The organism is Hydrogenophaga flava NBRC 102514 (assembly GCF_001571145.1).
Classification (GTDB): domain Bacteria; phylum Pseudomonadota; class Gammaproteobacteria; order Burkholderiales; family Burkholderiaceae_C; genus Hydrogenophaga; species Hydrogenophaga flava.
Genome location: NZ_BCTF01000019.1, coordinates 62,094 through 73,965, shown reverse-complemented (window position 1 = coordinate 73,965; position 11,872 = coordinate 62,094). Strand labels below are relative to the sequence as shown.

At 70.5% G+C, this 11,872-nt stretch carries 14 protein-coding genes and 1 riboswitch; of the genes, 12 read left to right on the top strand and 2 right to left on the bottom strand.

The features are described from left to right. Window positions 1-6 precede the first annotated feature (6 nt). From HFL01S_RS16850 to HFL01S_RS16800, 11 genes are all read left to right on the top strand, one after another. Entirely contained in the window at window positions 7-1,707 is a 1,701-nt protein-coding gene (locus HFL01S_RS16850) for an ABC1 kinase family protein (RefSeq protein WP_066260725.1), read from the top strand. Window positions 1,708-1,891: 184 nt separating this feature from the next. After that, window positions 1,892-1,992, top strand: a riboswitch (guanidine-I (ykkC/yxkD leader). 52 nt (window positions 1,993-2,044) lie between these two features. Beyond that, window positions 2,045-3,085: an ABC transporter substrate-binding protein gene (locus HFL01S_RS16845; protein WP_084383418.1), complete on the top strand. Its 1,041-nt coding sequence runs from the start codon at window positions 2,045-2,047 to the stop codon at window positions 3,083-3,085. Window positions 3,086-3,112: 27 nt separating this feature from the next. Beyond that, window positions 3,113-4,123 (top strand): fatty acid desaturase family protein, encoded by a 1,011-nt coding sequence (locus tag HFL01S_RS16840; RefSeq protein WP_066260724.1) that lies wholly within the window; start codon window positions 3,113-3,115, stop codon window positions 4,121-4,123. After that, the gene (locus tag HFL01S_RS16835; RefSeq protein ID WP_066260722.1) at window positions 4,120-4,905 is read left to right on the top strand and encodes an SDR family NAD(P)-dependent oxidoreductase; all 786 of its coding nucleotides are present in this window, start codon (window positions 4,120-4,122) and stop codon (window positions 4,903-4,905) included. The genes HFL01S_RS16840 and HFL01S_RS16835 overlap by 4 nt, the downstream gene beginning before the upstream one ends. Next, complete coding sequence (locus HFL01S_RS16830; RefSeq protein WP_084383417.1) at window positions 4,902-5,651, top strand: 3-oxoacyl-ACP reductase family protein; 750 nt, start codon at window positions 4,902-4,904, stop codon at window positions 5,649-5,651. Before HFL01S_RS16835 ends, HFL01S_RS16830 begins: the two co-directional genes overlap by 4 nt. Window positions 5,652-5,661: 10 nt before the next feature. Beyond that, window positions 5,662-6,591 carry a DMT family transporter gene (locus HFL01S_RS16825; RefSeq protein WP_066260721.1) on the top strand — a complete coding sequence of 310 codons (930 nt, stop codon included), beginning with the start codon at window positions 5,662-5,664 and terminating at the stop codon, window positions 6,589-6,591. Next, window positions 6,588-7,370 carry a creatininase gene (locus HFL01S_RS16820; RefSeq protein WP_066260720.1) on the top strand — a complete coding sequence of 261 codons (783 nt, stop codon included), beginning with the start codon at window positions 6,588-6,590 and terminating at the stop codon, window positions 7,368-7,370. Before HFL01S_RS16825 ends, HFL01S_RS16820 begins: the two co-directional genes overlap by 4 nt. Further along, entirely contained in the window at window positions 7,367-8,044 is a 678-nt protein-coding gene (locus tag HFL01S_RS16815) for a cysteine hydrolase family protein (RefSeq protein WP_066260719.1), read from the top strand. The genes HFL01S_RS16820 and HFL01S_RS16815 overlap by 4 nt, the downstream gene beginning before the upstream one ends. Before the next feature lie 4 nt (window positions 8,045-8,048). After that, entirely contained in the window at window positions 8,049-8,678 is a 630-nt protein-coding gene (locus HFL01S_RS16810; RefSeq protein ID WP_066260718.1) for a hypothetical protein, read from the top strand. Between the two features lie 28 nt (window positions 8,679-8,706). Next, the gene (locus tag HFL01S_RS16805) at window positions 8,707-9,474 is read left to right on the top strand and encodes an MBL fold metallo-hydrolase (RefSeq protein WP_066260716.1); all 768 of its coding nucleotides are present in this window, start codon (window positions 8,707-8,709) and stop codon (window positions 9,472-9,474) included. A gap of 46 nt (window positions 9,475-9,520) precedes the next feature. Next, entirely contained in the window at window positions 9,521-10,291 is a 771-nt protein-coding gene (locus HFL01S_RS16800; RefSeq protein ID WP_066260780.1) for a trypsin-like peptidase domain-containing protein, read from the top strand. A gap of 19 nt (window positions 10,292-10,310) precedes the next feature. Here the strand turns inward: HFL01S_RS16800 and HFL01S_RS16795 are convergent, their stop codons facing one another. Continuing rightward, window positions 10,311-10,865, bottom strand: coding sequence for a glycine zipper 2TM domain-containing protein (locus HFL01S_RS16795; RefSeq protein ID WP_066260713.1), 555 nt, complete (start codon window positions 10,863-10,865; stop codon window positions 10,311-10,313). 107 nt (window positions 10,866-10,972) lie between these two features. Between HFL01S_RS16795 and HFL01S_RS16790 the strand changes: the two genes are divergently transcribed. Beyond that, on the top strand, window positions 10,973-11,596 hold the full coding sequence (locus tag HFL01S_RS16790; protein WP_066260712.1) for a DUF6198 family protein: 624 nt from the start codon (window positions 10,973-10,975) through the stop codon (window positions 11,594-11,596). A 15-nt stretch (window positions 11,597-11,611) separates the two neighbouring features. On the opposite strand, the gene HFL01S_RS16785 is transcribed toward HFL01S_RS16790, so the two are convergent. Further along, on the bottom strand, window positions 11,612-11,824 hold the full coding sequence (locus HFL01S_RS16785; protein WP_066260710.1) for a hypothetical protein: 213 nt from the start codon (window positions 11,822-11,824) through the stop codon (window positions 11,612-11,614). Window positions 11,825-11,872: the final 48 nt, after the last annotated feature.

The following is an 11,872-nucleotide window of genomic DNA, read 5'->3' as shown; positions in this document are numbered from 1 at the left end:
GGCCGCATGCTGATCGAAACCCTGGGCTCGGCCCGCGACATGGGCCGCCTCAACCAGATTCTGGGTGTGCTCATCCGCCATGGCTTTGGCGACAGCGTGCGCCGGCTGGGCCTGGCGGACCGGCTGGAGCGCGCCGGCCATGCGCTGCGCTGGGAGCACGCGGCCGACCTCGCGCGGCTGGAGCCGCCGGTGCAGCTGCGCCTGGTGCTCGAAGAGCTGGGGCCCACCTTCGTCAAGCTCGGCCAGATCCTCGCGGGCCGCGCCGACCTGTTTTCTCCCGAGTACATCGCCGAGTTCGAGAAGCTGCACAGCAACGTGCCCGGCCTGCCGCTGGACGATCTGCGGCCGCAGCTGCGCGAGGACCTGGGCGATGAGCCCGAGGCGGTGTTCGCGCGCTTCGACACCGAGCCGCTGGCCGCGGCGTCCATCGCGCAGGTGCACCGCGCGCAGCTGCACGACGGCACCGAGGTGGTGGTCAAGATCCGCCGCCCCGGCATCGACCGCACCATCGAGGCCGACCTTCGCCTGATGGGCCGCCTGGCCGCGCTGGCCGAGGCCGAGCTGCCCGCGCTCAAGCCCTACCGCCCGCAGCAGCTGGTGCGCGAGCTGGCGCAGTCGCTGCGCCGCGAGCTGGACCTGGCCAGTGAATGCCGCAACGCCGAGCGCATCGCCACCAACATGGCCACCCTGCCCTGGATCGTGGTGCCCAGGGTGCACTGGGACTTCACCCGCGCGCGCGTGAACGTGCAGGACTTCGTCCAGGGCATCGCGGGCCACGAGCTGGCCCAGCTCGACGAGGCCGGGCTGGACCGCACCCTGCTGGCGCGGCGCGGCGCGCAGGCGGTGCTCAAGCAGATCGTGCAGGACGGCCTGTTCCACGCCGACCCGCACCCGGGCAACGTGTTCTACCTGCCCGACAACCGCATCGCCTTCATCGACTTCGGCATGGTCGGCCGCCTCTCGGCGCGCCGCCGCGAGGAGCTGCTGCAGCTGCTGATGGGCCTGGTCGAGCGCGACCCGCGCACGGTGGCCGACGTGCTGCTGGACTGGGCGGGCGACGCGCACACCGCCAACCTCTCGTCGCTGGAAACCGAGATCGAGACCTTCGTCGACCAGTACCACGGCTCCCCATTGGCCGAGCTGAACCTGGGCCAGATGCTGGGCGACGTGACGGCCATCCTGCGCGGCCACCAGCTGGGCCTGCCGTCCGATCTGGCGCTGCTGATCAAGGCCTTCATCACACTCGAAGGCATGGGCCGCGGCCTGGACCCGGACTTCCACATGACCGGCGAGGCCCTGCCGCTGCTCAAACAGGTGGTGCGCGCGCGCTACCAGCCCAAGGCCATGGCCACGCGCGCCTGGAAGACGCTGCGGCGCGCGCTGTCGGTGGCCGAGCAGCTGCCCGACGACGTGACGCGGCTGCTGCGCAACGCGCGCCGCGGCAAGGTGCATGTGGGCATCGACATCGCCCACCTCAAGCGCGTGGGCGACCAGATCGACCGCGCGGCCAACCGGCTGGCGATGGCGCTGCTGATCGCGGCGCTGATCGTGGGCTCGTCCATCGTCATGACGGTGCAGGGCGGCCCCACGCTGTTCGGGCTGCCGGCCTTCGGCTTCATCGGCTTTGCCAGCGCCTTCGCGGGCGCCATCTGGTTGCTGCGCGCGATCTGGCGCAGCAACCACGGCAAGGACCTGGGCGACGACTGAGCGCCACCCGGTTCGCCAAGGTCCGGCGCACCAAGTCTGTTCACGCGCGGCCCGCGCCACCGGGTTTCTGCCGCGCTTTGGTGCGCCTGGTGCGCCCACCCGCCCCGCAGACCCTGGCACGCTCCGTGCATTGACCTCGCCAGCATGGATGAGCGGTCTGTGACCGGTGGTTGCAGCGGCTCGTGCGTAGGTCCACTAGGGTTCCGTCTGCGGCAGCGCAGGGTCTGGTCCGAGAGTGGGCCGGCCTCATCGCAGGCTCCACGGAGGGACAAAAGCCCGGGAGAACGACATCAGATCGTCTCTCCTGCGCCCGTCCCTCATCAACCGGAGCTTTCCCATGAAACTGGCTGGTCTCTTCTCCTCTCCCGCAGCGTCCACCCCTTCTTCGTCCCTGCTCGGCCGGCTGTTCAAGCCGGCGCTGGGCGTGGCGCTCTCGCTGGCCACGGCGGCCGCGATGGCGGCGCCCACCAACATGAAGATCGCCACCGTGGTGTGGATCGGCTATGGCCCCTTCTATGTGGCCGAGTCGCTGGACCTGTTCAAGAAGTACAACCTCAAGGTCTCGCTGCAGGTCTTCACCGACCCGGCGCTGATCCCGCCGGCCATCGCCTCGGGCGCGGTCGACGGCGGCATGCTGACCTACGACCAGGTGGTCGGCCAGGTGGCGGCCGGCAAGGCCATGAAGGTGGTCATGCCCATCGACTACTCCAACGGCGGCGACGCCATCGTGGCCGACGCTTCCATCAAGTCGGTCAAGGACTTCAAGGGCAAGAAGGTTGGCTACAACCCGCTCTCGCCCAGCGACTTCCTGCTGTCCTACGCGCTCAAGGTCAACGGCCTGGGCGAGAAGGACATCAGCCCCGTCAGCATGACGCCCGAGGCCGTGCCGGCGGCCATGGCCTCGGGCCAGCTGCCCATCGGCGTGACCTACGAGCCCAGCCTGTCGCAGGTGCTGGGCCAGGGCGGCGGCAAGAAGTTCAAGGTGGTGTTCTCGTCCAAGGACGCGCCTGGCCTGATCGCCGACGTGCTGGTGTTCGACGAGAAGGTCATCAAGGCCAAGCCGGCCGAGATCACCGGCCTCATCAAGGCCTACCTCGACGGCATGGCCTACATGAAGGCCAAGCCCGACGAGGCCGCCAAGATCATCGGCAAGTTCATGGGGGTCTCTGCCAAGGAAGCCAAGGAACAGATGAGCGGCGTGTACAACATCCCGCTGGCCGAGATGCCCAAGGCCTTCCTGCCCGCCAAGGAAACCACCTCCTACTACGCCAGCGGCGAGGTGATCGGCCAGCTGCTCAAGGCCAAGGGCCAGATCAACGCCATCCCCGCCACCGAGGCCACCTTCGACGCCTCGCTGGTCAAGGCCCTGGTCAAGTAAGCGCCAGAGCCCGAAAGGAAAGCGGCCATGCCCGCCCTGTTCCGGCACGCCGACGGCGCGCTGCCCAACACGCTCGCCCTTGCGGTGACCGTGCTGGGCTGGCCGGCCGGCATCTGGATGCTCGGCCAGAGCGCCTGGTGGCTGAACGCCGCCGGTGTGCTGCTGGTCGCGCTCACCCTCACCTGGTCGGCCTACTTCATCCACGAGTTCGCTCACCAGGCCATCTTCCGCACGCCGCAGGCCAACGAGCGCTGGGGCGTTCTGATGAGCTGGATCAACGGCAGCGCCTACGCCAGCTTCGACGACCTGCGCCGCAAGCACATGCGCCACCACGTCGAGCGCGCCGACGTCATCACCTTCGACCACCAGGCCTTCCTGCGCGCACACCCCGTGGTGCGGCGCGTGGTGCTGGCGCTGGAGTGGCTGCACATCCCGGCGGTGGAGTTCGTGATGCGCGGTTTCGTCATCGCCCTGCCCTTCATGGACGGGCGCAAGAAGGCTGCGCGCGGTCGCATCGTCGGCGTGGCCGTGGTGCGGCTGACCGCCTGGGCGCTGCTGGCCTGGTGGTCGCTCAAGGCGCTGGCGCTGTACGCGCTGGCCTACCTGCTGTTCGTGCACCTGCTGCGCTTTGCCGACTGCTTCCAGCACACCTACGACGCCTACCCCATCCTGGACGACAAGCCGATTCCGCAGGACAAGCTGCGCGACCGCGCCTACGAGCAGGCCAACACCTACAGCGACGTGGTGGGCCTGGACGCGAAGTGGCTCAACCTGGTGTGGCTGAACTTCGGCTTCCACAACGCGCACCACGAGCGCCCCGTCGCGCCCTGGTACCAGCTGCCCGCGCTGCATCGCCAGCTGTATGCCGACAAGAGCCCGCAGGTGGTGACGGTGGGCGAGCTGCTGCGCGCCTACCACCGCCACCGCGTCACGCGCGTGCTGGCCAAGGACTACGGGCAGGTGCTGCCGCCCGGCACGCCGGGCCGGGCCGACGGCTTCATCGGCGCTGTCGGTGTGTCGTTTCTGACCGCGGTATGACGGTCCGTTACGGCCTGGAAGGCCGCACCGTGCTCATCACCGGCGCGGCCGGTGGCATCGGCCAGGCGCTGGCGCGGGCCTTTCTCGCGCAGGGCGCCCGGTTGCTGTTGCTGGACCGCGAGGCCGCGCCGCTGGACGCGCTGGTCGAATCCCTGCACAGCCACCAGGTGCACAGCGCGGTGTGCGAGCTGGGCAGCGATGCCGCGGTGGCCGCTGTCGCCGCGCAGGTGGCCGAATGCTTCGGCCGGCTGGACGTGCTGGTCCACAACGCCGGCAGCGAATACCCGACGCCCGTCGACGACGGTGCCGACGACGCCAACGCCCGCTGGGCCGCGCTGCTGGACAACAACGTCAGCGGCATGTGGCGGCTCACGCGCGCGCTGTTGCCGCTGTTGCCGCGCGGCGCCAGCGTGATCCACCAGTCCTCGATCTGGGGCCGCATCGGCGTGGCCGGCTTCTCGGCCTACAGCGCCAGCAAGCACGCCATCGTCGGCCTCACGCGCTCGCTCGCGCTGGAACTGGGCCCGCGCGGCATCCGCGTCAACGCGGTCTGCCCCGGCTGGGTGCGCACAGACGCCGCCATGCGATCGCTCGCGGCCATGGCGCAGGAGCAGGGCCGCAGCGGAGCCGAGGTGGAGCGCGAGATCCTGGCGCGCCAGGCCGTGCCGGTCATGCTCACGCCGGACGATCTGGCCGGCAGTTTTCTCTTCCTGGCCAGCGATGGTTCTGCGGCCCTCACCGGCCAGTGCCTGTGCCCCAGCCACGGCGAGGTGATGCTGTGACGGTCGCGCTGTCGTTTCGGGGCCGCACCGCCCTGGTCACCGGCGCCGCCACCGGCATCGGCCGTGCGACGGCGCTGCGCCTGGCGCAGGCCGGCGCGTTCGTGTGGGTCAACCACCTCGGGCAGGCGGACGCGGCCGATGCCCTGGTGCGCGAGATCGCCGCGGCCGGTGGCCGCGCGCAGGCCATCGAGGCCGACGTGAGCGACGCCGCCGCGGTGCAGCGCATGGCCGAAGCCGTGGGTGCCGTGGACGTGCTGGTGAACAACGCCGGCGTCATTCAGGAGAAGCCGTTCCTCGAGACCACCGAGGCCGACTGGGACCGGATGCTGACCGTGGACCTCAAGGCCGTGTTCCTGGTCTGCCGCGCCTTCATCCCCGGCATGCTGTCCAGGGGTCAGGGTGCCATCGTCAACATCGCGTCCGACCTCGGCATCCTGGGCCGCGAGCGCTACGCGCCCTACTGCGCGGCCAAGGCCGGCGTGATCGGCCTCACCAAATCGCTGGCGCGCGAGTTCGCGCCGCAGCACATCCGCGCCAACGCGGTCGCGCCCGGCCCGGTGGCCACCGCCATGGTCTCGCTCGAACACATGAGCGTCGAGTGGGTGGAGAAGGAACTGGCGATTCCGCAGCACCGCCTCGGTGCGCCGGAAGAGATCGCCGACACCGTGCTGTTCCTTGCGAGCGACCTCTCCCGCTTCTACACCGGCCAGGTGCTGGGCCCCAACGGCGGCTCGGTGATGCCCTGAACGTTCCCACATGAACCTGTTGCCCGCCCACCCCACCGACCGCGTCGCCACCGCCGTGCTGCTGCTTTCGGCCACGCTCTGGGGCCTGACCTGGATGCCGCTCAAGGCCTTCGTCGCGCAGGGCCTGCCGGGGCCGCTGGTGTCGTTGCTCACCTACGGCTCGGTGGGCCTGCTCGCGCTGGTCGTGCTCTGGCGCGATCGCGCCGCCTGGCGTGCGCAGTGGGGCCTGGTGCTGGCGCTGGTGCTGGTAGGAGGATGGGCCAACACCTCCTTCGTCAACGCGGTGATGCTGGGCGACGTGGCGCGGGTGATGTTCCTGTTCTATCTGTCGCCCGTGTGGTCGGTGCTGGGCGGCTGGCTGTTCCTCAAGGAGCGCATCCCGCCCGCGCGCTGGGCCGCGGTGGCGGGCGCCATCGTCGGGCTGTGGCTGGTGCTGGGCGGTCCGGGGATCGGCGGTGAGGCGCTGGCCTTCACCTGGGTCGACGCGCTCTCGCTCTCGGCCGGTTTCGCCTTCGCGGCCAACAACGTGATCGCGCGCGCCGCGCACCGCGTGCCGCTGCGCACCAAGACCTTCGCCGTGTTCGTCGGCTGCGGCCTGCTCTCGGGCATCGCCACCGCGCTCACCGGGCGCGAACTGCCCGGCATCGGTGCGTGGCTGTGGCTCGCGCTGCTGGCCTACGGCTTCGGCTGGATGCTGCTGGCGACCGTCACCTGGCAGTACGGCGTGAGCCACCTGGAGAGCAGCCGCGCCGGCGTCATCCTTTTGGCGGAATTGCTGGTCTCGGTGGGCACGGCCATTGCATTCGGTGGCGAGAGCCTCAGCCCCCTGGGCTGGGCCGGCGGCGCGCTGATCACTTTCGCGGCGCTGGCCGAAGCCCTGTTCCCGCCCGCTGAAAAGCCCCTCACCGAAACCGCCCCCACCGCTGTGCACACACCATGAACACCACCGTCTGGATGAACCAGCTCTCCTGGGTCGACTACCAGCAGCGCATCCGCGCCGACCACCCGCCCGTGCTGCTGCCCGTGGGCGCGCTGGAACAGCACGGCCCGCACCTGCCGCTGGGCACCGACGGCCTGCTGGCCAGCGCCGTCGCGGCCGACACCGCGGCGCGCGTGGGCGGCCTGGTCGCGCCCACGCTGAGCTACGGCTACAAGTCGCAGCCCAAGTGCGGCGGCGGGCAGCACTTCTGCGGCACCACCAGCGTCGACGCCGCCACGCTGATCGGCCAGATCCGCGATGCGGTGCGCGAGTTCGCGCGCCACGGCGTGGACAAGCTGGTGGTGGTCAACGGCCACTACGAAAACCAGTGGTTCCTGATCGAAGGCATCGACCTCGGCCTGCGCGACGCCAAGGCTGGCGACCCGGCCTGCGCGCTGCAGGTGATGCGGCTGGAGTACTGGGACTTCATGACGCCCGAGACCCTGGGCGACGTGTTCCCCGACGGCTTCCCCGGCTTCGCGCTGGAACACGCGGCCGTGCTGGAGACCTCGATGATGCTGCACCACCACCCCAGCCTGGTGCGCATGGACCTGCTGCCCGACGACGGCCCGGCCGACTTCCCGCCCTACGACATGTACCCGCCGCGCACCGACTGGGTGCCGCCCTCGGGCGTGCTGTCGTCCGCCAAGGGCTCCGACGCCGCCAAGGGCCAGCTGCTGGCCGACGAGGTCGCGCGCCGCATGGCCGAGGCCATCACCACCGGATTCACCCGCCCATGACCAACCTGCAAGACCTCGACCCCCAGGCCACCGCGCTGATCGTCATCGACATGCAGCGCGACTTCTGCAGCCCCGGCGGCTACGCGCACCAGGCCGGGCTGGACATTGCGCGCATGCAGGCTGTGGTGGGCCAGGTGAAAGCCCTGCTGGTGGCCGCGCGCGCGGCCGGCCTGCACGTCTTCCACACCCGAGAAGGCCACCTGCCCGACCTGTCGGACTGCCCGCCCGCCAAGCTGGCGCGCAGCGTGGCGGCCGGCGCGCCCATCGGCAGCCCAGGGCCGCTGGGACGCCTGCTGGTGCGCGGCGAGCAGGGCCACGACTTCGTGCCCGAGCTGCGCCCCCTGTCCTGCGAACACGTGATCGACAAGCCCGGCTACGGCGCCTTCCACAAGACCACGCTGGGCGCGCTGCTCGGCGCCTTCGGCATCCGCCGCTTGCTGCTGTGCGGCGTCACCACCGAGGTCTGCGTGCACTCCACGCTGCGCGAGGCGATCGACCGCGGCTTCGTCTGCACCACCGTGGGCGACGCCACCGCCGCCAGCCAGGCCGAGCTGCAGGCGCCCGCGCTGGCCATGATCGGCGTCGAAGGCGGCATCCTCGGCGGTGTCTGCAGCACGGCCGAGGCGGTGGCCGCGCTCAACGCCCTGCCGCGCGCGAACCGCGAAGCGGCGTGAACCCATGACCCACTGGATCGACCTGCCCGCGACCGACGAACCCGTGCCCGCCGCCTACCGCGGCGTGTGGCAACGCACCCTGCTCGAAACGCCTGAGGGCCGCGACACCACGACCCGCGTGCACTGGCTGCAGACCGAGGGCTGGCACGCCGACCTGCGTGTGCCCGCAGGTGTGGACCCCGCCACGCCCACCGGCCGCGCCCAGCTGCAGGGCTTCTGCGGCCTCACCCGCATCACGCTCGGCAGCGGCGGCCAGCCCGATGTCTGCACCTGGCACCGCCGCTGGGACGTGCAGCCCCCGCGCAGCACGCCCGACGCCGGCTACATGGTGTTCGAGGCCACCGACCGCGTGATCGAGACAGGCGTGCACGGCCGCTATCTGGAGGTGTGGGAGCGCCTGCCCGGCTCCACCGGCCCCTACGCTGCGCAGACCGAGGTGGACGCACAGGGCCTGCCCACCGGCGCGATGCGCTTCATGGCCGGCCGATACACCCTCACCGTGCGCCCGCGCGGCGCCGCCTGGCCGGCCGACCTGCGGCCCGACGAAACCCTGGCCGAACTGGTGCAGCGCCACCCCGACGCTGCGCCGGGTCTGCTCGACTTCGAGCTGGTGTTCAGCGAGACGCCCGCCTAGACTGGCCCTCCCCACCCACAGGCCCACCATGCTCCCGACCCTCGACGGCGACTGGTTTGAATTCCGCTCCCTCGGCGACGGCCTCACGCTGATCACCGAGCCCCACGTCGTCCCGCTGCTCCGCTGCAACATCTGGCACATCCGCGGGCGAGACATTGACCTCGTGGTCGACACCGGCCTGGGCGTGAGCAGCCTCTACCAGGCCTCGCGCCACCTGTTCGGCCAGCGCGTCGCGGCGCTGGCCACCCATGTGCACCTGGACCACGTGGGCGGCCACCACGAGTTCGCCGACTGCTGGTGCCACCGGCTCGAAGCGCCCGGCCTGCGCGGCGCCGACCCGGCCTTCACGCTGGGCGACATCGACCTCAATCACCTGGACTTCGCGGCGCCCGGTTACGAAACCGGCGGCGCCGCGCTCACCGCCCTGCCCCGGCCGGACTACGACCTCTCGGCCTGGCAAATCCGGCAGGCCACGGTCACGCGCGAACTCGAAGACGGCGACGTCATCGACCTGGGCAACCGCCACTTCGAGGTGCTGCACCTGCCCGGCCACTCGCCCGGCAGCATCGGCCTGTGGGAAGCGGCCACCGGCACGCTGTTCTCCGGTGATGCGGTCTACGACGGCCCGCTGCTCGACGCACTGCCGCACTCCGACCGCGCGGCCTACGCGCGCACCATGGAACGCCTGCTCGGCCTGCCGGTGAACGTGGTGCACGCGGGCCACGACCCGAGCTTCGGGCGCGAGCGGCTGCACGCGCTGGTGCGGGCCTACCTGGACCGCCCACCCGGGTCATAGCGGCGCGAACATGGCACAGGCACCCGAATGCGCCGACACTGCGGACATGAATGCAGCTCCTGCCGACCGGCCGACCGCGCCCACGCCCGCCGTGGACCCACTGTTCCTGGCCACGCCGGGCATCACCACCTACGACGGTGACATCGCCCTGACCAACGCCTCCGGCTTCTTTTTCCAGCGCGACGACCGCCTGTTCCTCGTGACCAGCCGCCATGTGCTGATCGACGAACCCAGCAACCACCGCCCCAGCCGGCTGGCGATCACGCTGCACCTGGACGCACAGAACCTCTCGCGCTGCACCGAGTTTTCGATGCTGCTCTATGCGAAAGGGACGGCCGTCTGGCGCCAGGGCAGCGACGGTGGTGGCGAGATCGACGTGGCCGTGCTGGAGATTGATCGCACCGCCCTGCCCGAAGGCGCCATCGTCCGCGCCTTCACGCCGGAGCACCTGCCCGGCGACTTTGACAGCGTGCCCATCGATGCGGCCTTGTGCATCGCCGGCTTCCCGCTGGGCTTCCGCGACACCGTGTACCAGCTGCCGGTGCTGCGCCACGCGGCGATCGCCTCACCGTTCGGTGTGCGTTTCCAGGGCCGGGGTTTCTTTCTCACCGACGCGCGCACCCACCGGGGCACCAGCGGGGCGGCGGTGGTGACGCGTCACCATGCCATGACGCGCGACGGCGCACCGCTGCCCTGGCAGCTGCTGGGCGTGCACTCGGCGCGCATGGACATGGGCAACCGCGACCGTGTGCAGGACGAATCCCTGGGGCTGAACTGCGCCTGGTATGCCGACATCCTGCTCACGCTGACGGCGTGAGCGCGGCGCCCGGACCCGCTTAAGACCGCACCTCCGTCGGCGGCGGCGTGACCACCACCTGCCCGTCCTTCACCGGCAGCGTGGCGCCGGGTTCAAAAGACGTGCGCGTCTTGCCCTCCTGGCCGCCCAGGCGGTAGGTCACGTCGTAGCCCACCAGCCGCTGCGACTTCTGCTGCACCGTCCTGCAGCGCTGCTCGGTGGTCGTGACCACGTCGTTTTCCTGCAAGTTCTTTTGCACTCGGTTACCGGCGTAGCCCCCGGCCACCGCGCCCGCCACCGTGGCCACCTTCTTGCCGTTGCCGCCGCCGATCTGGTTGCCCAGCAGACCGCCCGCCACACCGCCAATCACCGTGCCCGCGATGCGGTGCTCGTCCCGCACCGGGGCCTGCCGGCGCACCGCCACGTTCTCGCAGCGCACCTGTGGCGTCGACACGGTCTGCAGCACCTCTTTCACGGCGACCACCTCGGCCACCTTCGGCTGCGCCAGCTTCTGGTACCCGGTGACCGCACCGGCCCCGAGCACCACCATGGCGATGCCACCCACCGCCATGCCCTTGATCATCGACTTGTCCATGTGTTGTTTCCTTTCACGACGGTTCTTCCGCTGCGCAATCTAGGGCGGCTGGCCCGCCGGGTCGTGACAAACGGTGTCAATGGCACATCCCATGCTTGTCCCTGCACATGGACCCCGCCGCCTCCACCGCCACCGCACCCGCCGCCCACTCCTGGTTCGACGACACCCACGCGCTGATCGCCGGCTCGCTCTTCGTCGCGCTGGGCATGACCATGTTCGGCCACGCCGGCCTGCTCACCGGCGGCGTCGCGGGCGTGGCCTTCCTCGCCAGCTACGCCAGCGGCCTGCCCTTCGGTCTGTTCTTCTTCCTGCTGAGCCTGCCGTTCTTCGTGCTCTCGTGGTTCCGGCTCGGCCCGGCCTTCACCTTCAAGAGCTTCGGTGCCGTGGCCCTGGTGTCCGTCTGCACCACGCTGGCGCCCAAGGTGGTGCGCTTTGAACTGCTCAACCCCTGGCTCGCCTCGGTGCTCGGCGGTTTCCTCATCGGCTTCGGGCTGCTCGCCCTGCTGCGCCACCAGGCCAGCGTGGGCGGCGTCAACATCCTTGCGCAGTGGCTGCAGCAGGCCCGGGGCTACAGCGCCGGCAAGGTGCAGATGTCGGTCGACCTTGTCGTGGTGCTGGCGGCCCTGTGGGTGCTGCCGCCGCTGCAGGTGGCGCAGTCGGTGGTGGGCGCCGTGGCCATCGGCGCCATCCTCGCGCTCAACCACAAGCCGGGGCGCTACCTCGGTGTGTAGGCCCCCGGCGGCCGGCTACGGCAGCGCAATTGCGCCCTTGGTCACGTAGCGCTTGAAGTCGGTCAGCGGCATGGCCGCCGCGCCGTGGGTTTCGCCGTCCACCCAGCTCAGGGTGGCTTCGAGCCGGTTCGTCTCAATGTCCACCGGGCCCTGCGGGATCCGCATCAGGGCACCGTCGCCCGGGCGGAACTCCACCTTGCCAACGATGTATCCAGTCTGTTGTGTCATGAGGCACTCCTTTCTGTTGCAGTCCATTCTGTTGGCCGTGCCGCCGCC

Coding starts and splice junctions, on each gene's coding strand:
- HFL01S_RS16800 (WP_066260780.1), top strand. CDS start 9,521: ATGAATGCAGCTCCTGCCGACCGGCCGACCGCGCCCACGCCCGCCGTG.
- HFL01S_RS16835 (WP_066260722.1), top strand. CDS start 4,120: ATGACGGTCCGTTACGGCCTGGAAGGCCGCACCGTGCTCATCACCGGC.
- HFL01S_RS16795 (WP_066260713.1), bottom strand. CDS start 10,865: ATGGACAAGTCGATGATCAAGGGCATGGCGGTGGGTGGCATCGCCATG.
- HFL01S_RS16810 (WP_066260718.1), top strand. CDS start 8,049: ATGACCCACTGGATCGACCTGCCCGCGACCGACGAACCCGTGCCCGCC.
- HFL01S_RS16790 (WP_066260712.1), top strand. CDS start 10,973: ATGGACCCCGCCGCCTCCACCGCCACCGCACCCGCCGCCCACTCCTGG.
- HFL01S_RS16820 (WP_066260720.1), top strand. CDS start 6,588: ATGAACACCACCGTCTGGATGAACCAGCTCTCCTGGGTCGACTACCAG.
- HFL01S_RS16805 (WP_066260716.1), top strand. CDS start 8,707: ATGCTCCCGACCCTCGACGGCGACTGGTTTGAATTCCGCTCCCTCGGC.
- HFL01S_RS16815 (WP_066260719.1), top strand. CDS start 7,367: ATGACCAACCTGCAAGACCTCGACCCCCAGGCCACCGCGCTGATCGTC.
- HFL01S_RS16840 (WP_066260724.1), top strand. CDS start 3,113: ATGCCCGCCCTGTTCCGGCACGCCGACGGCGCGCTGCCCAACACGCTC.
- HFL01S_RS16845 (WP_084383418.1), top strand. CDS start 2,045: ATGAAACTGGCTGGTCTCTTCTCCTCTCCCGCAGCGTCCACCCCTTCT.
- HFL01S_RS16825 (WP_066260721.1), top strand. CDS start 5,662: ATGAACCTGTTGCCCGCCCACCCCACCGACCGCGTCGCCACCGCCGTG.
- HFL01S_RS16785 (WP_066260710.1), bottom strand. CDS start 11,824: ATGACACAACAGACTGGATACATCGTTGGCAAGGTGGAGTTCCGCCCG.
- HFL01S_RS16850 (WP_066260725.1), top strand. CDS start 7: ATGCTGATCGAAACCCTGGGCTCGGCCCGCGACATGGGCCGCCTCAAC.